Below are 22,668 nucleotides of genomic sequence, written 5' to 3'. Positions count from 1 at the left end.
CATGGGTAGTCGGTCGGCTCGCACTCCATGCACCAAAACGTATGAGAGCGCAAGAAAAGAGCCAAGCTTGTCTCAAAGTGTTTCACACCTTGTGTCTCAACGTGTTTCACAAGAAACAAGAAGAAACGACTTACACCACTCTTCTGACGTAATAAATGCATATGCGAAAGCTTATGCGTCGCATAATAGAAGCATTACTCCCATACTGATACACGTTTCTGTTAGAATCTCTCTTAGAAAGTTTTTATTACTGATGTGCCCACTTTTGACTTAGCAGTACACACACCTGCATTGCTTTTTCCATATCCTGTATGCTTACCCATTCATATGGGCCGTGCACATTCTGCATTCCGCAAAAAATGTTCGGTGTTGGTATTCCTTTCTCAGTAAGTAACGATCCGTCTGTACCACCTCGAATAGGTTCTTCAACAACCTGCAGTCCCACTTCCTCAAACGCTTCCCGCGCAATCTCCACAGGACGCATATCATTTTCCAACCAGTAACGCATATTGCGATATTGTTCGGCAAACTCACAGGTAATCTTTGCTCGAGGTTCAGTTTTCCCGATGAGAACACACGCTTCTCTGATGAGTTCGCGCTGCTCTTCAAGACCGTCCAGTTCAAAATGACGCAGATTCATTTCTAAAGAACATTCAGCAGCATTACCGGAAAGTTCATCTGCAAAGATAAAGCCCTCATAGCCTGATGTGGTTTCCGGTGTGAGTCTGTTTTGTGGCAGGGTATTGATAAATTTTGCTGCCAGAAACAGCGCATTGACCAGTTTATCTTTGGCTGAACCGGTATGAATAGACACGCCTTCAAAGGTAATGATTGCTTTATCCGCCGAAAAACTTTCGTACGTCAGAGTCCCCGGATCTTCACCATCAATGGTGTATGCAAAATCACATGCAAGATCACGAACAAGCTCATCGGTAACGCCTTCGCCGATTTCTTCATCAGGGGTAAAACAGACGCGGATATCCCCGTGCGGAACATCCGGATGTTCACGAAGCCAGAGCACCACCCCCATGATAACAGCAATGCCTGCTTTATCATCTGCACCGAGCAACGTTGTACCGCTTGCAGTGACAATATCTTCACCTTGTTTTCCGGCAAGAAGAGGAAAAGCTTCGGCTGAAAGCACAAGCTCTGGATTATCAGGCAAGACGATATCCGCCCCATCCCATTCTTTATGCAGCAACGGCTTAACACCTGTTGCCTTGAACGACGGAGCAGTATCTACGTGAGCAACAAAAGCGATAGTCGGCACAGTATGCTTAACATTTGAAGGAATAGTTGCCAGAACAGCACCATACTCTGTCAGACAGGCATCCGTTATGCCGAGTTCGTGCAGTTCATCCACGAGCATGCGAAGCAAAACAAGTTGACATTCCGTGCTTGGGCGGGTGGTTGAAGCAGCATCGCTCTGTGTGTCCACAGCACAATAGCGAAGGAGCCGTTCTGTCAAAAAAGAAGTCATATCTTTTGTAGTCTGCATATATACTGCCTTGTTATTGGTAAAAATAGTGCGCAAAGCATACGCCGCTACCAAAGAAAGTAAACACCTTCCCCTTCCCTTTTTACACATCACAATTTTGTCCATACCGTGAATAATTTAAGGATCTTAATTATACACCACCTTCCTAACTATCGACTACATAAAGTAATTGCTTACATACTATTTCAGCCCAAAAATCATGCAACTTTCCATGTCAGAAAGAATTAACAATTTATTTTGCATGCAGTTATTCTAATCCGTTAAATATATACGATATAATCAACAAGCATTATCGATATCTTTTCTTGTCTTTATCTTTTGTTAGTAGTTCTTAAGAAAAATCAGCACTTACTTTTCAAAGTTGTATTTGAAATAAGTGTCTTGATATGAAAGTAAGGAAGGATAGTTACGTGGGGGGAACTGTTCTTTCTTCAGAGAACAGCCACTTCTATACTGCATACGCATGCAGATTTGCCATCATCATAATAGATACAAAAGAACTTTCTCTTGAATAGTAGTAAACTGAGTTTACATGCAGTGCATTTTTGCACGGTGTTTATTCATTTTTGAATTGTTCAAGCACTTTGTATCGTTCAAAATTCATTCTTTACGAATGATGAGATGGCGTGTGCAGCAAGCGCAGGCTCTCACAAAAGATATTCGGCAAACGAATCAGCCACGATTATATGGGGGATATAACGTTATGGCACCACATAAAAAGCTCAAAATTTCTGCTGTTGTCGGCACACGACCTGAAGCCATCAAAATGGCGCCTCTACTGCAATGCCTTACCGCAGTGCCTGATATTGAAACGCACCTTATCTCTACCGGTCAGCATCGTTCACAACTCGATCAGGTCTTTTCCTTTTTCAACATTACTCCGGACATTGATCTGGAATTAATGAAAGAAAATCAGAATCTGAACCAGCTTGCCGCCCGGGCACTCAACGGTATGGACGCGTTGCTTGAAGAGACATCTCCCGATCTGCTGCTGGTTCAAGGGGACACGACCACAGCGTTCGCCGGCGCCTTGGCTGCTTTTCATCGTGAGATCCCTGTTGGGCATGTTGAAGCAGGATTACGAAGCGGAGATTTGCAGAACCCATTTCCTGAAGAAGCCAACCGCAAGCTTATCAGCACATTTACGACATTAAATTTTGCTCCCACCTATGTGGCACGCAATCATTTACTGGCTGAAGGGGTAGATCCTTCTAGCATCATCACAACCGGCAACACGGTTGTTGATGCCTTGTACACAATTTCCAACAAAGTAACCGAACTCCCGAAAGATGTGGCACAGGCTGTCATTTCTAACCACAGGCTTATTCTTGTGACAGCACACCGCAGAGAATCGTGGGGAGAACCGCTCAAAAATATTTGCTCTGCCATCAATGAAATCGTGCGGCGGTTTGATGATGTAGAAATTGTGTTCCCGATACACAAAAATCCGAAAGTCCGCGATGTTGTGTTCAAAAGCATTCCTGAGCACAAGCGCATCCACATTATCGAGCCGCTTGATTACTTCGATTTTATTTCCACCATGAAGCATGCCTCTCTTGTGCTGAGTGATTCCGGTGGGGTGCAGGAAGAAGCACCGACCTTCGGCGTGCCTGTGCTGGTAATGCGCAAAACAACAGAACGCCCTGAGGCTGTAAACATCAACGTTTCCAAACTGGTGGGGACGGATACAGATGAAATTGTCACGCAGGCAACAGCAGCACTCAGTGATTCCAAATTTGCGGACAGAATTGCCCGAACCGGCAATCCGTTCGGAGACGGACATGCTTCCGAACGAATTGTCTCTGCAATTCTTACGTGGCACAGCGGCAAAACTCCGTATCTGAGCGAACGTGAATCGTTTGTTTTCAACAAACCGGAATAATACCGTCCACTGAACAACGCTTTTCTACGACTGCACACTTCGAACCTCACGTTAGCACGAGACCTCTATGCTTGATGAATGGGCTGTTACTCTTTTTCTTGGACTCAAAGGAGTCTTTTATGCGGTGGCATTTATTTTTGTAATAAGTGGCATCGACGAATTCTTTATCGACATTTGCTACTTCACGCGCAAAATCTACCGCATTCTTTTCATCCGCACACGACACAAGCGTTTGACTGAAGCACAGCTGCTTGCAAAGCCTGAACAGGCTATTGCTATGATGCTGCCCTGCTGGGATGAATCCGCAGTAATCCGGCGCATGCTTGAAAACACGCTGACAACGATGAACTATTCCAACTACGTTATCTTTGTCGGCACTTACCCTAATGATCCGGCAACACAGCGTGAAGTTGATCTTGTGCGGGAACGCTTCGATAACGTTGAACGTATTGTTACCCCGAAAGACGGCCCTACCAGTAAGGCGGACTGCTTAAACTGGCTATACAAAGGTATTCAGGTTTTCGAAGAAGACCACGGGAAAAAGTTTGATATTTTCCTTATGGAAGACTCGGAAGATATTCTTCATCCACTCCTGCTGAAACTGTGCAACTACGTTATTCCGACTCTGGATATGATTCAGCTTCCGGTTCATCCCATGGCGCGCAAATGGACTGATTTTACCGGCAATCACTACATGGATGAATTTGCAGAAACGCACACTCGTGACATTGTTGTGCGTGAAGCACTGACTGGTGCTATCCCTTCCGCAGGTGTCGGAACCGGCTTCAGCAGGCAGGGGCTGAAGAACATGGCGGCTGCGAAAAAACACCTTCTTTTCGATATTAACTCTCTTACGGAAGACTATGATTTCGGCCTGAAAGCGAAAGAGTTCGGGTTGAAACAGGGCTTTGTTCGCCAATGGATATGGCGTCCTAAAATGGTAAAAAGCATTTTCACAGGAAAACCCAAAGAAAAGCAGGTGCGAGAATACATCTCTATTAAAGAATTCTTTCCCAACACCATGAAAACAGCAATCCGCCAAAAAACACGATGGGTTATGGGGATTGCCCTTCAAGGCTGGACAACTGTCGGCTGGCGCGGAAATCTGGCCTTCCGGTACATGCTTGTCCGAGACAGAAAACCGATCATTACCAACCTTGCCAACTTCATCGGTAACATTCTGTTTCTTATTATTCTTTCTCTGTTTGCATATAACGTCATAACAGAGCAGTACCGTCTTCCGCCTCTGGTGGATGATACACCGCTTTCTATTGCGCTAGTTTCCGCATGCTTGTTCTTTCTCTTTCTGCGAATCTTCATGCGCATTATGGTCGTGTATATTACGTACGGCTGGTATCAAAGCTTACTGGCGGTTCCTCGCTTATTCTGGGCGAACGTTATCAACTTTATCGCCACGAACAGAGCAATTTTCATTTATACAAAAACGAAGATTACGGGGCAAAAAGCCACATGGGATAAAACCGCCCACGTGTATCCTTCTGAAGACGAGCTGCGTGCATATCGTCGAAAACTCGAAGACCTGCTGCTGGACAGACGCTTTTTGACTATTGAGCAGCTGGATAACGCCCTTGCCGCGCAGAAAAAATCTAAAAAACGCCTTGGTGAAATTCTTATTGAACAAGGGTTAATCACTGAAGACCAGCTTATTCAGGCTCTTGGGGTACAATTTACTGTCGCAACGCAGGAAATTGATCCATATCAAACGCCTATGCAAGTTCTTGAGCTCGTCCCTGTTTCACTTGCGTACAAATATACAGTGTATCCTCTGTCTCTAAGCAACGGGCAATTGACCGTTGCTTCCAACGAAATGCTTGACGAAAAGACGCTGCATGCACTGGAAAAAGAGATCAATCAGTCAATAACGCTTCGACTTGCGACAAAAAGCGACATCTCTTTTGCCATTCGAAAAGGATATGCGCGACAAAATGATCTGGAAGATGCAAGTCTGCTTGGGAAAAAGCTTGTTGAAGCCAATGAGATTACACTTGAACAGCTGCAAAGTGCATTAAAAGAACAGCGGAGCCGCTACACTTCTCTAGGGGATATTTTACTTCTTCAGAAGGCTATTACTAAGGAACAGCTTGTTGAAGCGGATAAAGAATATCTTGGACAGGAACAAGCTAAGAAAATTGGAGAATTTTTAGTCGATAAAGGGTATATTCGTTCTGAACAGTTAAGCGCTGCCCTTGAAGAACAGAAAAAACGCTCACCTATGCTGGGTGAGGTGCTTCTTGAACATGAGGCTATACAACAAGAGAACCTTAAACGCTTTCTCAGCGTTTAGGAGATCATATAATGTTTCGTGCTGTTACGTTCTTTTATCTCCTCGCTTGCCTATTTCTGCTGTTCGCAGTTCCGGCAACTTCTGTTGCGTCTGAACGGGGCTGGCTTGAAGAGGAGCGCATCAAAATTAAAGTCTTTCCCTTCAAAGACAAAGCATATGAGCATATTCGAAACGGGGATGATGAAAAAGCTGCTGTTGAATTTGGGAAAGTTTTAGAGATTGACCCGTTAGATATCGGATCACGGCTGGATTATGCACAGGTTCTTTTTAATCTGGGACGCTACAAGCAGGCAGCGGAACAGGCACAAAAAGTTCTCCAAAAGCAGCCTGCCAATCCTAACGGGCTGATGCTGGCTGTTACCTCGTTACAAAAACTTGATCGCAACAGCGAAGCATTACAGCTTTTGCTCACCAAGCTTGATAACAACGAGCTTTCATCTACCGATGCAACGAGTGCTTTTTCCAGCGCCGTGAATCTACTTCTGGCAGAAAAACGATATGAAGAGTTGCTCAACAGGTTGCAGGGAAACACCTATTCGTTTCCTGAAGTACAACACGCCTATGTTTCCGGCATTGCACTGAAAGGTTCCGGTAAACATCTTGAGGCTCGCAAAGCCTTCACAAAAGCACTCTCAGCCACAGGAGACGACGCCCTTTCTGTTCCCAACCGTCTTGTCGTACTCAGTGATCTGGCTGATATCCATCTTGAGTCTGATGAACTTGCTCAAGCTAAAAAACTTCTATTAGAAGCGTACATGCTTGATCCTGAACGCACGTCTGTATCTTACCGCCTTGCCACAATTGCGTATGAAGAAAAACGCTATAAGCACGCTCTTCAATGGATTGATATTTCAATACAAAAAAAATCCGGAACACCTCAACTCTTACTAAAAGCATTCATCCTTGAAAAATCAGGTAAGGGCACGCAAGCGCTTCAAATGCTCACTGAGTTGGAGAAGAGAAATACAGATCCAGCAATCAAGGCACAAATTTTACAGCAAATCGGGCACACGGCTGTTGCCCTTAAAAAGTATCCTGTTGCAATTCAATCTTTCAGCCAAGCAGCCGAGCTTACCCCTTCTTCTGAACTGCTGCTTTCTCTTGCAACTGCGCAGGCACTGAACGAGGAGTGGGAGGCTGCTGTCGCCACGTATGAATTGCTTTTTTCTCAAGAGACTGCGCCAGAAAAAAAAGCTCAGATCCAGCTTCAGCTTGGGACTGCGTATATGCGGTTCGGCAAAAAACAGAAAGCTATCGAAACCTTTTCCAAAGCACTTGCTTCTGATGCGCTTTCTGCAAAAGACCGAACAGATGCGCTGCAAGCTATTGGATTTTTGCAATACGGAAACAAAGATTACGCTGCAGCCAAACAGACGTTTCAATCTGCATTGTCTAAAGACTCCACAAATCGAAGCGTGTTGTTAGCATTGGGACGGGTTCAACTGCGACTTGATGAGTTGAACGCGGCTATATCCAATCTTGAACGACTTCAAGCGCATCATACTGGTTATGACATTTCCATGTTGCTCGCCAATGCCTACGAAAAAGACAATCAGCAGCAAAAAGCCATGGCACTCTATGCCGAGCTGCTTGCCGATAAATCGCTCACCTCCGGCAAAAAGCTTGCTGTTCTTGAGCGCATGGCTACGCTCGAAAGCCGCATGGGCAATCACAACAAAGCCGGAAAACTCTACCGGCAGGCATATGACTTGGATACCGCTAAGGCTGTTTTATTACTGCGTGCCGGTGAGGCGTTTTTTGCTGCTAAAAATAACACTGCGGCGTTGGAAAATCTTAAAAAATTCACTGCAACACAACATGGTTCTGATAGATTTGAAGCAATAAGTATGATGGCATTTATCTATGCAGAACAAAATAACAAGCCCGCCGCTATTGCCCTTTACAAAAAGGAAATGCCCCGCACTGATTTGACGTTAAACCAGCGATACACATTGCTGGTGAACCTTGGTTATCTGCTTCTGGATACTGATAGCGTCAAAGAAGGTGTAACGTACATGCATCAAGCCATCGCCTTGCGAGGAGATAATCAGAAACTCCGGTTCGACATGGGCATGGCTTTGTACAGAGTGAAAGAATACCGAAATTCAGTCACAGAGCTGCTGCGAGCTAAAGAGCTTGGGACATCCTACGAAGCGGATTCTGCCCTTGTGTATTGTTACGACAAGCTGAACAAACCCGGCATTGCTTTGTACTACAAAAAAGAAGCTCTGAAGTCTGCGCCGAAAGAAATTCTAGAAGAATCAGCCGAGTTTTATGACCAGTTTGCCTACCTGTACACGAGTGAAGAAAGCTATGCTGAAGCTGCCGAAAGTTATCGGAAAGCGTTAAGCATTACGCCTACTGCTCTTGATTACTACCAGCTGGGGAGAGTCCTACGGCTTTCTGGAGATTTTGAAGCAGCACAAGAAGCGCTTCAGGCTGTTACCGCTGCGGAATTACCGTCAGATGACGTGCGTGCACAGTTTTTTGAAGATACTGGTCGTGTCCATATGGCACTCGAAGATTACAAGCCTGCTCAGGACAATTATCAGAAAGCTATCGATATCAAGCCAACTTCTGAACGCAAATTTCTGCTTGGACAAGCACGAGGAGCGGCCGGCGACATTGACGGCGCTATTGAATCGTATCTCGGGGCATTGGAGACTGATTACTCCAACACGTACTTGATGGCACTGGGCTACGCTTATTACAAAGCCGGCAAGTTAGAAGAAGTTGATCCTATCTTTGAATATCTACAGGGGAAAGACCCTGACTACATTTCACTTGTGGAAGATTTGGCCTACATCAACAAACAACTATACCGAAATGACAAGTCTGTTCACTGGTTCAAAAAATCCATTGAAAACGCTCCGTTCTATACGGATCAGACCAAAGAATCGTTACGCCGTAAAATCTACGACTTCAAAGAAGAAGTGCGGAACATAACCAACCGTTGGAACATCATCGGTTTCTATTCATATGCTCCTGAAAATGGTGATTTTATCTCTGATTCACAAGGCGTGCAGATAGGTGTTCTGGACAATGCAGCTGGCATTGAAGTGGGCTACATCCCCAAAAGTTTCGGGTTTAGAAACGGAAAAATCTTTCAATTTATAGGACGGGCAAGTCTGACCCGTATGGATAACGGTGTTGTAGACTTTGAATCGGACAGTACTCAAGGAGCTGCGGGTATTCGTTACAAGCCTTTTACGGATGCAAACGTTGCTGTGGGGGTAGAACGCCTCTTTAAAATCGGTAAGCTGGCAGAAGAAAATACATTGCTTCGCCTTATGGGATCAATTGACGACGGGTGGGCCATGAAGGCTGCAGAATCCCATTGGAACTATAGCTTCCTGTTTGGAGAAATTGACAAATATCTTGATAACAGAAGCCGTGCGGTCTTCATCTTACATGGAAGGCAAGGACACACATGGAACGTCAATGACGCCTTGCTCGTTACACCGCATCTGTATTTCACACTTAAAAAAACTGATCCGGATAAAGACGACATAAGTTACATTGAAGGCGGCCCTGCCCTGTCACTTCGCTGGCTGGAGGGCGAAGATAAATTTATTTCATACAAACGTGAGTGGGAGCTTATTGTCCGGTACAGTTACAACAGGCAGCTTGCAGGCGATAACGAGACCCATTCAGGGCTTGGTGTAAATATTCGAGTGACATTTTAAAGGAGCAACATGAAACGCATCTTCTATTTTTCTCTATTCACAGTATGTTGCCTTTGCATGTTTCCCGCTAAGGGCTTCTCCTTACAAAGAGTATCCGGTACGTTTTTCCAAACAACAAAAGCTGTGCATGGCTGGACTGATGACGAATGGAATACGTTATTCAAAACATACAAGCAGCTTGGAATTCAAGAAATTATCGTCCAATGGACTATCTATGAAGACGCTTATGCGCAGACGGATACAGAAAACATTGAACCGAGTCTCGAAACATTCAAAGTTTTACTGAGTAATGCAGAAGCAAATGGAATACGTGTAACCGTTGGGGGATTATTCCTAAGCTCATACTGGGAGCGCATAAAAGCTGAGCCGGACCTTATCAAAGTGCATCTTTTGCGCATCCGGCGGGGGACAGTTGAGGCAATTACACAACTGGCTCCTGTACTTGCTAAATCTCCCTCTTTTGCAGGGTGGTATATATCACAGGAAATTGATGACAGAACCTGGTTGAACCCGACGAATCGTGAAATTCTCTGTGAGTTCATTGCTGGCCTGAGGCATGATCTGGATTCTCTTATTCCGGAAAAACCAATATCTATTTCCGCATTTTCAAACGGCTGGGCTTCCCCTGAAAAACTTGGAAAATTCTGGTGCACTGTTGCTGAAAAAACGGGGCTGGAACGCGTGCTGTTCCAAGATGGTGTCGGTGCAAAGAAACTGATGCCCTCAGAAGTTTCGCTCTACCTAAAAGGCATGCAGCAAGAGGTTGCCAGCACAGCATGTACTATTCAGCCTGTTGTAGAACTCTTTGCTCAACAGGAAGGGACTGACTTCAAGGCTGTTCCAGCACCACTCAAACGAATCAAGCAACAGTTGGCTGTAGAAGTGCCTTATGCGCCTCAAGGTGTCATCCTTTTCAGCGTGACAGAATACATGAGCCCGTTAGGGGGAGAAAAAGCGAGCAAACTTCTGCAAGAGGTGCTTGCATCGCAACCATAGCGTACTCTTTCCCATCTAAAAAATAAAACCTCGCGTACCGAACACAACTAATGGCGAATTGTGATCATACACGCGAGGTTTTAGTTTGCGTGGAGGTTGCTGATGATAAACGATCCCGTAGTACAAGGTAAGTTTGCATTACGCTTTCAAGTGCCTGAAAGAAAAGTTCGAATGGGAGACATCAGCAAAAATCCAAACGCAGTTAAAGGAGTTGCTGGGGTGTTCGGTCAGGGGAAATTTGAACGTTTTTTCAGCCTTCTTTCCTTTATGGCAAGATCTGGAAAGTTAACTGGTAGTATAAATTGCGCTCCCGCATGCAACAAGTACATGCGGGAACACGTCGCAGTCTTTATGAGAAGTATTAAGCGATAGGAGCACGCCAGTCATCAGAACCGGAAGTTCCAGCAACGGTGTGTTCCCAGTCAATTTTACGGTAAGAAAGAGATACTGCGATGAGCTGAGTAAATTCTTTGCTCAATGTATCCTGACAATGTGGCATGTTGCAGTCGATATCAACGATGGTTGCATCTGTCAGTGTGGTGGTGAAGAAGTGCTCCTGCTTGCCTTCAATGGAAGTACGGTACCATTTCAAGGTTACTGTCGGAAGCATTTCACCAGAAGCAAGGGCGTTGTAAAGAAGTGGTACAGCTTTGTTAAGCGCTACAGTGAAACGGAAAGGCTTGTGTACACGCTGACCGGAAGGCTGACCGGACTGAGGATCAGTAGGAACAGTTACGATATGTTTAAATTCCTGCACGAGCATTTCATCTTCGTGACCTTCAACGTAGATGTTACCTACAGAATCAGCAGTGAATGCGCCGGCAGTAATGTTGCCCTGGGTTTTACCTTCGATGGAAATATAACAAGGAGTTGGCATACTATATCCTTTTTAAAAAAGTTTTTGTGTTATGCCTTTCCTTATCAAGGTGTGTGCCAAAAATGATTTTGGCTCTATTCCTCACTTTTTTCTTTATTTCAAGCTACTGCGGGCAAGTTGTTGCTCAAAAAAAGAAGCAACTAGTTGCCAATTAGGCAAGTTGTTGCTTCACTTATCGGTTTCTATTCATATTTTTGGAAAATTACTTTGATATATAACAGTAAAGCTCTTATCACCTGACAATGCAGCTTAACTCTCCATGAAAAATACATTCGTATTTATTAATACACACTCATAGTACCTTCAGCTCTCTCAGTTCATAGTTTTCTATGCTCGTTACGTACCGCCTAATTTATTTACACTATGACTAAGACATTAAACTTTTCATGGTACTCCTATTTCAAAATTGCATTCCATTTGAATAACAGAGTAATTATAATAAAATCCCAGTATAATATTATGGCAACTTCTTGCCAAATTGGCAAAAAATTGCCTTTTTTTTAAGCAATAAGTTGCCCAAACCCATCTGTCCTCCATTTATGAACACCGAAACTAGGCTATTATAGCATTTGGCATATTCCTTGATAGAGTTTTAAAATTCAAAAACTTTTTTCCAAAAGGATATAGTATGCCAACTCCTTGTTATATTTCCATCGAAGGTAAAACTCAGGGCAACATTACTGCGGGTGCATTCACTGCTGACTCTGTAGGTAACATCTACGTTGAAGGTCACGAAGATGAAATGCTCGTGCAAGAATTCAAACATATCGTAACAGTTCCTACCGATCCACAGTCCGGTCAGCCTTCCGGTCAACGTGTGCATAAACCTTTTCGTTTTACTGTAGCACTGAACAAAGCAGTACCTCTTCTTTACAACGCTCTTGCTTCTGGTGAAATGCTGCCAACAGTAACATTAAAGTGGTACCGTACCTCCATTGAAGGAAAACAGGAGCATTTCTTCACCACCACTCTCACTGATGCAACCATTGTAGATATTGATTGCGGCATGCCGCATTGTCAGGATTCCATGAGCAAAGAGTTTACTCAGCTCATCGCTGTATCTCTTTCCTACCGTAAAATTGATTGGGAACACACCGTTGCTGGTACTTCCGGTTCTGATGACTGGCGCGCTCCTATCGCATAGCCTTCTTCAGCTTAAAACACTCCCCTGCATTCTAGCGTGCAGGGGAGATACAAAACTTTAAAAGACTGTTCCTTTTATACTGTAACCGCAGAACAAGAGCACACTCATGGCTAAACAGACTGGATTAGTATTCACATTTGAAATCAACGATCTTCCTGCTGACACTTTTGGAGTGTTAGAATTTTCAGGAGAGGAGCACCTCTCGCGCCCCTTCTTATTTACGATCAAGCTTATTAGCAGGTTAAAAAATATCCTACCTAAAAAGATTGTTGATGTAGCCGGTGTACTTAAGGTCAAGTACAACAACAATGACCTACAACTCTGGCATGGAATAGTCTCAGACTTCAAACAAGGAGATACAGGTCACAGGGGAACGGCGTATAGTGTTGAGTTCGTTCCAGCTGTTCATCGTCTTTCATTGTATGATAACAGTCGCTTCTTTTTAAAGAAAGATCCTCGTCAGATCATTCAAAAATTAATGAGTGAAAAAAAGATCGCAGTAAACCTTGATGCTCTCCCTGAGACATCGCCAAAACGTGAATACTGCGTTCAGTACCGAGAAGACACCCTGAGTTTCATTGACCGGTTAGCAGCAGAGGAAGGCTTTTTTTATTTCTTCGAGCACACAGAAGAAAATGATGTAGTGACTTTTTGTGACAACACATACAAGACACCTTCTCTGAAAAAAGAAATTGAATACAATGCAAAATCTGGCGGAAAGGCTTTACAGCCCTATATTCGCAGCTTTGCACAAAAAACAACCCTTGCTTCTTCACGAGTTGAACTACGCGACTATAGTTTTCTGACACCGAAAACAACTTTATCTGAAAAAGCAGAAGAAGAAAATCTTAGTTCACAAAAAGACCGATCATACGAACATTTTGACTTCCCAGGGCGCTTCAAAAAAAGTTGCATTGGGAAAGACTATACAAAAACTCGTCTCGAACATTTCCGTAAAGATTCCTACATCGCTTCGGGAATTAGTAACAATCCTTCCATTGTTGCTGGAACAAGATTTACTCTCAAAGAACACCCTATTCCTGAATTCAACAGCAAATGGCTTGTTACATCTGTAGTTCACTTCGGAACTCAACCACAGGCTACTGAAGAAACGGGAACATCCGGGGCTTCAACATATCAAAACGAATTTACTGTTATCCCCAATACTCGCCAATGGAAGCCTACTCCTACTCCTAAGCCGCGAGTAGATGGACCGCAAATCGCGAAAGTTGTTGGGCCAGAGGGAGAAGAAATTAACTGTGATAGCTATGGGCGTGTTAAAGTAGAATTCCCTTGGTATCTGGATGATAGAAATGACCAAATGCAAAGCTGCTGGGTTCGTTGTTCAGACGGCTGGGCTGGTGGGCACTATGGCTCAATTGCTATACCACGTATTGGCCATGAAGTTATTGTCAGCTTTTTAGAAGGGGATCCTGACCAACCCATCATAACAGGGCGCACCTATCATGAGACAAACAAGGTCCCCTACCTTCTTGACAGCAATAAAACACGAACCGTTCTTCGCACCCAATCACATAGAGCAGCTGGGCATAATGAAGTACGTTTTGAAGATGAAGATGACAAAGAAGAAATCTACATGCATGCGCAACGTGACACCCGCATGCTTGTTGAAAACACATACACCGACCATATAGAGCACAACTGGCACTCTCTCACAAAAAGAGATGAAATTGCCATGGTGCGCAAAAACAACCATACCATTGTTGATGGTGAACAACATATTGCCATCAACAAAATGAGTTCCCTCTTTGTTTCTGATTCACAACACATACGAAACAGTGATGGGCATTTTCTCGAAGCTGGTTCGCAAATACATCTTGAAGCTGGAGCGAAAGCCGTTATTAAAGCTTCAAATGAAATCACGGTGAAAGCCGGAGGAAGCTTTATTAAGATAACTCCATACGGCGTTACCATCAGCGGACCTGCAATTGATCTTAACGCCGGTGGAGCCGCGGGAGATGGATGCGGGTTCAGTGGTGTGCGTCCTGAGCTCCCTCCTGTCGTGCAACGTGCCCTCTGCGCTGATACAACCCTCACCCCAGAGGGGACTCCTATTCCTGCTACCAAACATGACCGTCAATCACTCCCTGTTTTTGTGCCTGAGGAAAAAGAAAAGCTCCTTGCGTTCCAGAAAAAAACAGAGCGTAAACTCTTCGTAGAAGTAACTGGTCATGATCATGCAGAAGATCAGTACCTTCAATTCTATTCTCTTGAAGAAGACAATAGGCTCAATGCATTAGAAGGAAAAAAAGAAACAGAAAAACTTGAAAGTTCCATGCTTCATTCTTGGGATTGGAATGACCAAGAAAAAAATATTGATATCAGGTTAGCTATCAAAGGAAGCGAGGGCGATATAATTCTTCCGCTCTACGAAAACGTTCCTCCACGAAACAGACGTCTTCGAGATCAAGCTCACGTCATCCAAGCCGTTGTTCCTACAACTAAATTACCGACTTATGAGAAAGGAATCGACGAACATAGACTTATAGCTCCACTTCGTGACGGGTATGTGTATGTGATTTACAAAGGAAAGTTATGGCGAGAAATTCACGTAACAGCTCCAAATGGTGAACCACAATTTGCTGACGTAAACCTTGAGGCATTCAAAGACGAAGAAGGGAAATTCATCAAAGGATACAGAAAACCAACAGGCAATCCTTTGAAAGAAATCTGGCTTCCTTACAAGAAAGATACCCGTCGCCCTTCTGTTGAACTTGCATACTCTGATGTTCAACTAAGTGCTGCTCGACTTAATTATTACATTGAGAACAATGAATTTTCAGCTCGTGCCAATACTGCCAAGTACACGATGCCTAAGAACATGGATAAAATGCGTCCACGTAATGCGTCTATAGAAATGAACCTTGCTGAACCATACAAGTACAGCAGAGATCTCTCTGGAGCTTACATTGACGAGACGCAATCTAAAATCAATAGTGATATCAAGACGTTTAGAGAAGGCGGGAAACCTGTTGAGGAATTAGTGGAAAAAGACTCTCCATACCAGTTAGAGTACGGCCTTAAGGCGTATTGTCTTCTTAAAAAACTAGGTGGGAAAGATAATAAAAATGTTAATTGGAATTCAGAAACATCTGAAGATTATTGTAAGGATTTAAAACAGAGAAAAATACGTACTTCCCACATTGATGACTATTTATTCATTCTTCGTCAAAAGGCTGAATGCGTGTACAATGCTAAAGATTACATATCCAACCTGCTAGAATTAATAGAAAAAGAGAAGTACTCTGAACCAGCAATCCTTATCAACAGCATAATCTGTTCACCAAAAATCGAGGGCAATCCAAACACACTACATTATTGTAAAAAACAAATCGATCTATCTTTAGGGGCATTATTCTCTAGTACACTCCACACAGCTGAACGAAAAATGTTTCACGAAGACATGCACCGTCTTCAATATTCCCTTAAAAGTGTTGTAAAAACCCCCCATAGTGAAAAATTCTTAGGAGATTACTCATCTCTTGATTCGCACAACTCTATTGCTACACATATCCTCGCCTTCAAAGCATTGAGAGCACTTAGCATTAATCATCCACAATTAGACTATTGCTATACTGACACATGCACAATAAATAAAGAAACTGTGTTAATCCCAATAAACAAAACAACAACTCTTAAACGAAACCTACCAGGCCCCTGCCACCACCTTGAATATGTTAGATCTATAATAGATAAAAATAGTTCTCATCCATGGCATAATCTCTTGTTTCCAACTAAAGAAAATATAAATCTATCAAAGGTACTACATAGTTTCTCTCCAGAAAATGACGGCAGTGGGGAGGCAAGTAGTCAAAACATTGCCCGGCTAGAGCAAACAACGCTTTCAAAATTTTCTTCCCTGGAAGATGAACCGCTTGTTCCTGAGCTTTCACCAATAGCAGCAGTAGATATTGGTCGAAAAACAATTACGGCCGTCAACACCATACTATCACAAGCATTTGACATTATTTGCGATTTATCAAACGATGTAAAAACATTCAAATTCGAAAGTTGTTACGAGTCTGTGTTTAATTTAGGTCGCCTGATTGATAATCGAAACATGGGAGAGCTCATCTATGTTACGAAAGATAACGTTCCCAAAAACTACATTATTATTGGCAAAGAAACGTTAGACGAGAAACTTGGTACAACCTCCCCTAAAAAAGTTATAAATTATAACTCAGGAGAAAAAGTACAGGCAAATTTAATTCTAACAAATGGAGTTGCTTGCCTTGAATCTGAAGTACCTTTGCCAACCCAAAGGTTTCGTAAAAATATTTCAACTAAAGTTACAGCTGTTCCACGTGATTCAAAATTTTATGCGACATACAAAAAATATAAATCTGTCATTGAACAAAATTCAACAAAAGCATCTATAAGTAACTATTATGCAAAGTTTAAGATTCCTTATGCCATGATTGCTGTTGAGCTTCTTAATTTCAAAATAATGTCAGATCAGCTACACAATAAAAAATCGTTTTTGAACAGACTTGCTTTTTTATCAGCAACGCTGGATGCAACCCTAATAGGATTTGAGACCTTTAACTTCGCTACTGGAAAAAATCTTTTAGGAGAACTCTTTTTAAAAGACTCCCTTCATTCTCCTCTTAGAAAGAAATTTATCTCAAATTTTACAAACGCAACAAGACTTCAGGCTTTATCAGCAGTCGCAGGGATGATATCTGCGGTATGCACCTCACTACAATCATATGAGTTATATAAAAAAAATGACATAGATGCTTCTATTGCTACGGGATTATCTGCAATTGGAATTTTTGGACAATCAATAACAATACTCACTGGATCTGCCTTTTTCTCACCAATAAGTATTGGTTTTTTCATTTTTATTATTGCAACAACAACGTATGGGGCTCTTACAACAGAAGATCGTCTCGAAAATTGGTTAAAGAATAGTCCGTTCGGAAATATGCCTCCATTACCTGAATACAAAAAATTCCACTCACCGGACATGGCTATCTACGGTTTTTTTGACTGCCTATTTCACTTTAACCCAATTTTATTAGAGACAGATAAGCTAAACTACCTCTCTAATGAAGCTAAAGAAAATTTAACTAAAAAAGGTTTTTCACACGCATTTTTTATTCAATACGCCCCATGGGCTGTTTTAGGAAAAAAGCAGCCTAAGCAAACGATTTATTACCAGCTAGCAAGAGCTGAAAGCTCTATTTTTACGAAGTTCACTAAACCTAAGACCGTCATTGCCCAAAACGGGATATCCTGCCCAAACGGAACGCTTTATTACATTAGGACTAGCGACTTTAAAAGCAATAATCAAAAAAAACAAAGAGTTAAGCTGATACTTACCATTCGTTCTCAAATTAAGGTTGATAATTGTACGTTTCCATTAACTATTGGTAGTAATGCTGCGTGTAAATCCCCAAGCTTTAAAAAAGATGAAAATGGATGGTACTCATCGGAACTATTAATCAAAAGGATCAGATAATGCCTACAGATTTTGCTTACAACTCAACAATACCGATAAAAAATTCTCGTTCAGTAACTAATGGTTTTATACTTACGCTCGCAAAAAAAATTGGAAAAAAACTTCCCTTCACAAAACCAACACCACTAATTAGCACAAGCTTAATCAAAGAACACTACCCATCAGAGCTAGATGATTTTACTTCTATTGATAATGAAAAATTAAAGTGTGAAGAATTTAACCGTAGAACTAAGATCATCTATCTGTGCGCCTCGTTTTCAAAATGCTATTGGCAAATGTGTTTTCCATTTCTATATCTAGCTGGAATATTATCTGACTTTATTGCATCACCAGATTCACCGAATTACTTCCTAACTCTTACCCCAAATGAATTAAATTCAAGCTTATTTGGTCTACTATTAATCTCATTTCTTCTCTATACTCCTTGGTTGATAATTGAATATACACCTAGAGGATTTCAGATAGTGGGTACCCAACCCGCTTTTGAATTTAATCGAAAAACTGGGATGATAACTAAATTTGAAAAAAATAACGTTCTGTATTCATTACCATTTACGCACTTCGATTGTTATCTAATGACAAGGTACACCAATAAAGGTTTTCCTCGTTACTCTCTTGAGCTATTCCCACGATACAAAAATACTCGAAAAAGCATTAATATTAGCAGCTTACTCTCAAAAGACTTTACTGACATCGGAGAATACCTTCGCCTATGGAATATGTTCCAGTGTTATATGGATACAAGTCAGCCTCTTCCGGACATTTCGGTTCTTGAGAAATACAGGAAAATAGATCCAGTTACTGCTGTTTTTGACAAAAAAACGGGTCGTAAAGAACGTTATTGGCGAGACATGAGCGATGGTGAGTACACAGAAAGGCTTACCCAGCTCGATGAAGAACAACAAAATGCAATCCCATTAGGAGAACCTGTGCCGTTAGAATACGCTGAGGATGTTGAAATTGAATAGTACCCCAAACTTACGGCGCAGCAATCATTAATAATATTTCATTATTGATGACTTTTAAGCCAATGTGCTATTAAAAAAAATTTAACGAGCTTCAATTTTCTAAGGCCGAAACATTTGGGGGGCAGTCTGTCCTCTATCCTTGAAACAGAACCACCTAAAATAAATAATTAAGCCGACTCTAGCTGCTTCACTTTGAAAATCAATTTTAGGACAAGCACAATGCACCCCACTTCCACTTATAATTCAAGAGACCTAATAGTACGCAGCGATACAAAAAAGAAAAAAAGCTTCTCTGAAGTATTAGATAGTAAGCTCCCTTTCACCTTCCCAACAAATAGTATCTGCATCGAGTGCATTGAAGGAATGCAAAATTTTGACTTTTGGAAAATCACTGCAACTCATGAGAAGATTGTTGCTTACCTGCCCAATAAATATACATCAATTTACCTTTATAGCTTGATGGGAGCACATTTTTATAGCCGCATTCTATTCCCATTTTTCATATGTTGTAACATAATTATCGCACTAGTGGGCTCAGACCCTCTTTGGGAGGAGTTAAAAAAAGCACTTTTCTCAACTTATATCCTACTTGGCGGACTCTGTCTTTCTATCCTACTCATCATCATATTCAAACTCCAAGAAAGGAGATACATACTCCTTCCTCATATTGGTTTCAAAAAAAATTTTGAATTAAATAGAAAAAACGGAACCGTAACTCGCTTCGAAAATAATAAAAAATTATTCACAACTCTCTTTACCGACTGTGATTGCCACTTACGCCCCAATATGACTAGAAACGGTATAACAATGTACTCGCTCCACCTTATTCCTATTTCAAATGATTGCACAAAGGATATCACATTAAGTAACCTATTCAATGGCGACTATTCTAATAAAAATATCTGCCTAAGACTATGGAACACTATTCAGTGGTATATGGACACAAATCGCCCATTACCTGATTTACCTATTCTAGAGACATATAGGTCTCTAGATAAATTAACAATACAACATGACAAGAAAAACAATAGACCCCAAAATTTTTGGGAAAAACTCTCATATGAAGAATATACTGAGTATGTTGCAGAACTAAAAAACAAACAGGAAAGTATTGCCCCACTAGGGAGCCCATTAGAGATTCGCTACACTAGTGGAAAAAATATCTGACGGTGACTCTACCTAAAAAAACAGTATAAATTAAAAACGCTTCTACTACCTGACTCCACTAACACCAACAAAGCAGTGAGTAAGAGAGAGCATACCAATGACAGCACATAGAGACTTACATTTTACCTTTAAAGCCAATGGGCTATCAGAAACAATATTTAACGTACTTCATTTTTCTGGAACCGAAACACTTTCTGAGCCGTATGTTTTCACTATTGAGCTGGAAAGTGCTAAAAAAGATATCCACCCTAAATTTCTGGTTGATAACACTGCGTCATTCTATATTATGCATAATGAAAAGATCTTGCGAGAATTTCATGGCATTATAAGTAGCTTCACCCGCGGTGATACAGGGCATCATCAGACTCTTTACACAGTGCAACTTGTGCCGCCCCTTATGCGTTCTTCATTGCGTCAAAACAGCAGGATGTTCCAAAAAGAAAATGCTCAAGAGATCATTACGCAACTGTTGGGTGAATTAGGTACGCTTGATAACAACTTTGACCTTAAGCGAACCCCAAGTCCACGCGAATACTGCGTTCAATATCGAGAAACTGACCTTGAATTTATTGAACGAATAGCTGCAGAAGAGGGTATTCTCTATTACTTCGTTAATGAAAAAGGAAAACACACTCTTCACTTTGTAGACAAAGTCTACGCAACTCCAATCCTTAAAGAAAAAATAGAATACAATACACTTACTGGTGGTATGGCCCCGACCACCTATATTAATTCATTCACTCGTTCTTCAAAAATGCGGCAAACTACTGTCACGCTCAAAGACTACTCATTCAAGAATCCTGCTCACAAATTTTTACAAGAAGCCAACGGGCTCCATATGGAATACCAACGGGGTGGTTATGAGCATTACGACTACCCTGGTCGCTACAAGGCTGATACAGAAGGATGTGCCTTTACTGCAAACCGCATTGACCATTTACGCAGTGATGCCATCACTGCAAGTGGTTCCGGCAATGTTCCCAACATGGCTTGCGGCCTAAGATTTACGTTAAGTGAGCACCCTGAGAAAGAATGCAACAGAGAGTGGTTGGCTGTATCTGTTAGCCACTTTGGGAAACAATCAAAGCCTTCTGAAGACGGTGCGACGACTTACAGCAATAATTTTTCCTTAGTGCCATCAAATGTTTCATGGAAACCTAAACCAAATCCAAAACCCCGAGTTGATGGACCACAGGTTGCTGTTGTTACAGGCCCTAATGATGAAGAAATTTATTGCGACTCTTATGGACGTGTTAAAGTTCAGTTTAAGTGGGATCGATACAACCAAGCTGATCAAGACTCTAGTTGTTGGATTCGCGTTTCTCAAGGATGGGCTGGTCGCGGATATGGCATGCTTGCTATTCCACGAATTGGACACGAAGTAATTGTCAGTTTTCTAGAAGGCGACCCAGATCAGCCAATTATCACAGGACGCACGTACAACGCTTCTAATATTGTTCCTTACAAACTCCCTGCAAACAAGACTCGTACTGTTTTGCGAACTGATACACACAAGGGAAGAGGAGCAAATGAAGTTCGATTTGAAGACGAAGCTACTAAAGAAGAAATCTACATTCATGCTGAAAAAGATATGAATGTTGTTGTCGAACATGACAGAACTGATCATATAAAAAATGATTCTCATATCTTTATTGAAAATGACTCCTTTAAGCAGGTCGATAACAACTGCCATCTTACCATCGGTGGTGAAAGCCGAACACAAATCTCTGATCAGCATTCGGTTTTCGTTGATGACTCTTCTCATATTAAGACCGGCAAGAATCACGTAATTCAAGCAGGCACAGAAATTCACCTTAATGCGGGTCAAAAAATAGTCGCAGAAGCCGGTGCTGAGCTAACATTAGCTGTGGGCGGAAGTTTTGTGAAAATTGATGGTGGCGGCGTCCACATTGTTGGATCAAAAATCAATATGAACTCTGGTGGTAGTGCCGGCAATGGCTCCGGTTTTGCTGGAGTACGCCCTGTTGAACCTGTTATTCCAGACACATCAAAATAATTTAAACCACTAGGTAAGGAGTAACAAATGGGGAATGCAGCAAAGTTAGGAGATATTGGAACTGAACACGATGGCTACCACAAAACCCCTATTATTGCTGGATCATCAACAATAAGGATTGATGGTAAACCAGCTGCGCGAAAAGGTGATCCGTTAGCACCGCATGATAAGCCAAGTTCCAGCAAACATAATCGTAATATCAAAAACGGTTCAGGTTCCGTTTTTTTTGATGGGAAACCAGCCGCCCGTACCGGAAATGATATCACTTGTGGCGGAGTCGTCATCGGGAGTGGAACAGTAACTGTCGGGTAACAACAGTCTACATAAACAAAAAAAGCTCTTACACTTTTGTGTAAGAGCTTAAATTGCTTGGCGTCCCCAGGGGGATTTGAACCCCCGTCGCCTGCGTGAAAGGCAGGTGTCCTGGGCCAGGCTAGACGATGGGGACGCTTGAAAACTTGTATTTTCTACTACAGCAGTTGAATACTGATGTGCTGTTTGGCCTACATACACATATTCATCTGTGCAAACAACAAAAAGTTGTTAAAGAAAATTTGGCTGGGCTACAAGGACTCGAACCTTGATTAACGGAGCCAGAACCCGTCGTCCTGCCAATTGAACGATAGCCCAGCAAGTTGTGAGA

14 protein-coding genes and 2 tRNA genes are annotated in these 22,668 nt (G+C 42.2%); 12 read left to right on the top strand and 4 right to left on the bottom strand.

Going from position 1 to position 22,668, the window contains the following annotated elements; all coding sequences use genetic code 11:
* Positions 1-247: 247 nt before the first annotated feature.
* Positions 248-1,498 (bottom strand): peptidase T, encoded by a 1,251-nt coding sequence (gene pepT, locus QZY95_RS05705; RefSeq protein ID WP_290920432.1) that lies wholly within the window; start codon positions 1,496-1,498, stop codon positions 248-250.
* Positions 1,499-1,884: 386 nt separating this feature from the next.
* Here pepT and QZY95_RS05700 point away from each other — a divergent pair, with 386 nt between their 5' ends.
* The 6 genes from QZY95_RS05700 to QZY95_RS05675 all read left to right on the top strand — a co-directional run bounded on the left by QZY95_RS05700 (position 1,885) and on the right by QZY95_RS05675 (position 10,739).
* Positions 1,885-2,013: a hypothetical protein gene (locus QZY95_RS05700; RefSeq protein WP_290920429.1), complete on the top strand. Its 129-nt coding sequence runs from the start codon at positions 1,885-1,887 to the stop codon at positions 2,011-2,013.
* 188 nt (positions 2,014-2,201) lie between these two features.
* Positions 2,202-3,380, top strand: a complete 1,179-nt coding sequence (gene wecB, locus QZY95_RS05695) for a UDP-N-acetylglucosamine 2-epimerase (non-hydrolyzing) (RefSeq protein WP_290920426.1) — start codon at positions 2,202-2,204, stop codon at positions 3,378-3,380.
* A 67-nt stretch (positions 3,381-3,447) separates the two neighbouring features.
* Entirely contained in the window at positions 3,448-5,685 is a 2,238-nt protein-coding gene (locus tag QZY95_RS05690; RefSeq protein WP_290920424.1) for a glycosyl transferase family protein, read from the top strand.
* 11 nt (positions 5,686-5,696) lie between these two features.
* On the top strand, positions 5,697-9,371 hold the full coding sequence (locus QZY95_RS05685) for a tetratricopeptide repeat protein (RefSeq protein WP_290920421.1): 3,675 nt from the start codon (positions 5,697-5,699) through the stop codon (positions 9,369-9,371).
* 9 nt (positions 9,372-9,380) lie between these two features.
* Positions 9,381-10,367, top strand: coding sequence for a DUF4434 domain-containing protein (locus QZY95_RS05680; RefSeq protein ID WP_290920419.1), 987 nt, complete (start codon positions 9,381-9,383; stop codon positions 10,365-10,367).
* Positions 10,368-10,469: 102 nt separating this feature from the next.
* Positions 10,470-10,739, top strand: coding sequence for a hypothetical protein (locus tag QZY95_RS05675; protein WP_290920416.1), 270 nt, complete (start codon positions 10,470-10,472; stop codon positions 10,737-10,739).
* Here the strand turns inward: QZY95_RS05675 and QZY95_RS05670 are convergent.
* Entirely contained in the window at positions 10,729-11,244 is a 516-nt protein-coding gene (locus QZY95_RS05670; protein WP_290920413.1) for an Hcp family type VI secretion system effector, read from the bottom strand. The two genes, QZY95_RS05675 and QZY95_RS05670, sit on opposite strands and share 11 nt — an antisense overlap.
* A gap of 628 nt (positions 11,245-11,872) precedes the next feature.
* On the opposite strand from QZY95_RS05670, the gene QZY95_RS05665 reads away from it, so the two are divergent.
* From QZY95_RS05665 to QZY95_RS05640, 6 genes are all read left to right on the top strand, one after another.
* Positions 11,873-12,388 (top strand): Hcp family type VI secretion system effector, encoded by a 516-nt coding sequence (locus tag QZY95_RS05665; protein ID WP_290920410.1) that lies wholly within the window; start codon positions 11,873-11,875, stop codon positions 12,386-12,388.
* A 106-nt stretch (positions 12,389-12,494) separates the two neighbouring features.
* Complete coding sequence (gene tssI / locus QZY95_RS05660) at positions 12,495-17,873, top strand: type VI secretion system tip protein TssI/VgrG (RefSeq protein ID WP_290920407.1); 5,379 nt, start codon at positions 12,495-12,497, stop codon at positions 17,871-17,873.
* Positions 17,873-18,841 carry a hypothetical protein gene (locus QZY95_RS05655; protein WP_290920405.1) on the top strand — a complete coding sequence of 323 codons (969 nt, stop codon included), beginning with the start codon at positions 17,873-17,875 and terminating at the stop codon, positions 18,839-18,841. Before tssI (QZY95_RS05660) ends, QZY95_RS05655 begins: the two co-directional genes overlap by 1 nt.
* A 219-nt stretch (positions 18,842-19,060) precedes the next feature.
* On the top strand, positions 19,061-20,008 hold the full coding sequence (locus tag QZY95_RS05650) for a hypothetical protein (protein WP_290920403.1): 948 nt from the start codon (positions 19,061-19,063) through the stop codon (positions 20,006-20,008).
* Positions 20,009-20,105: 97 nt separating this feature from the next.
* Positions 20,106-22,025 carry a type VI secretion system tip protein TssI/VgrG gene (gene tssI, locus QZY95_RS05645; RefSeq protein ID WP_290920401.1) on the top strand — a complete coding sequence of 640 codons (1,920 nt, stop codon included), beginning with the start codon at positions 20,106-20,108 and terminating at the stop codon, positions 22,023-22,025.
* Between the two features lie 27 nt (positions 22,026-22,052).
* Positions 22,053-22,337 carry a type VI secretion system PAAR protein gene (locus QZY95_RS05640; protein WP_290920399.1) on the top strand — a complete coding sequence of 95 codons (285 nt, stop codon included), beginning with the start codon at positions 22,053-22,055 and terminating at the stop codon, positions 22,335-22,337.
* A 58-nt stretch (positions 22,338-22,395) separates the two neighbouring features.
* On the opposite strand, the gene QZY95_RS05635 is transcribed toward QZY95_RS05640, so the two are convergent.
* Together QZY95_RS05635 and QZY95_RS05630 are read right to left on the bottom strand one after the other, a co-directional pair.
* Positions 22,396-22,473 (bottom strand) — tRNA-Glu (locus QZY95_RS05635).
* A gap of 107 nt (positions 22,474-22,580) precedes the next feature.
* Positions 22,581-22,655 (bottom strand) — tRNA-Gln (locus QZY95_RS05630).
* Positions 22,656-22,668: the final 13 nt, after the last annotated feature.

Origin of the sequence: Halodesulfovibrio sp., assembly GCF_015482765.1 — a bacterium.
GTDB lineage: Bacteria > Desulfobacterota > Desulfovibrionia > Desulfovibrionales > Desulfovibrionaceae > Halodesulfovibrio.
This window is presented reverse-complemented; position numbering and strand designations above follow the sequence as displayed.

What these genes read in the sequence shown, in the direction of transcription:
- QZY95_RS05675 (WP_290920416.1), top strand. Translation starts at nt 10,470, where the DNA reads ATGATAAACGATCCCGTAGTACAAGGTAAGTTTGCATTACGCTTTCAA.
- QZY95_RS05670 (WP_290920413.1), bottom strand. Translation starts at nt 11,244, where the DNA reads ATGCCAACTCCTTGTTATATTTCCATCGAAGGTAAAACCCAGGGCAAC.
- QZY95_RS05680 (WP_290920419.1), top strand. Translation starts at nt 9,381, where the DNA reads ATGAAACGCATCTTCTATTTTTCTCTATTCACAGTATGTTGCCTTTGC.
- pepT (WP_290920432.1), bottom strand. Translation starts at nt 1,498, where the DNA reads ATGCAGACTACAAAAGATATGACTTCTTTTTTGACAGAACGGCTCCTT.
- wecB (WP_290920426.1), top strand. Translation starts at nt 2,202, where the DNA reads ATGGCACCACATAAAAAGCTCAAAATTTCTGCTGTTGTCGGCACACGA.
- QZY95_RS05665 (WP_290920410.1), top strand. Translation starts at nt 11,873, where the DNA reads ATGCCAACTCCTTGTTATATTTCCATCGAAGGTAAAACTCAGGGCAAC.
- tssI (WP_290920401.1), top strand. Translation starts at nt 20,106, where the DNA reads ATGACAGCACATAGAGACTTACATTTTACCTTTAAAGCCAATGGGCTA.
- QZY95_RS05685 (WP_290920421.1), top strand. Translation starts at nt 5,697, where the DNA reads ATGTTTCGTGCTGTTACGTTCTTTTATCTCCTCGCTTGCCTATTTCTG.
- QZY95_RS05700 (WP_290920429.1), top strand. Translation starts at nt 1,885, where the DNA reads ATGAAAGTAAGGAAGGATAGTTACGTGGGGGGAACTGTTCTTTCTTCA.
- QZY95_RS05640 (WP_290920399.1), top strand. Translation starts at nt 22,053, where the DNA reads ATGGGGAATGCAGCAAAGTTAGGAGATATTGGAACTGAACACGATGGC.
- QZY95_RS05690 (WP_290920424.1), top strand. Translation starts at nt 3,448, where the DNA reads ATGCTTGATGAATGGGCTGTTACTCTTTTTCTTGGACTCAAAGGAGTC.
- tssI (WP_290920407.1), top strand. Translation starts at nt 12,495, where the DNA reads ATGGCTAAACAGACTGGATTAGTATTCACATTTGAAATCAACGATCTT.
- QZY95_RS05650 (WP_290920403.1), top strand. Translation starts at nt 19,061, where the DNA reads ATGCACCCCACTTCCACTTATAATTCAAGAGACCTAATAGTACGCAGC.
- QZY95_RS05655 (WP_290920405.1), top strand. Translation starts at nt 17,873, where the DNA reads ATGCCTACAGATTTTGCTTACAACTCAACAATACCGATAAAAAATTCT.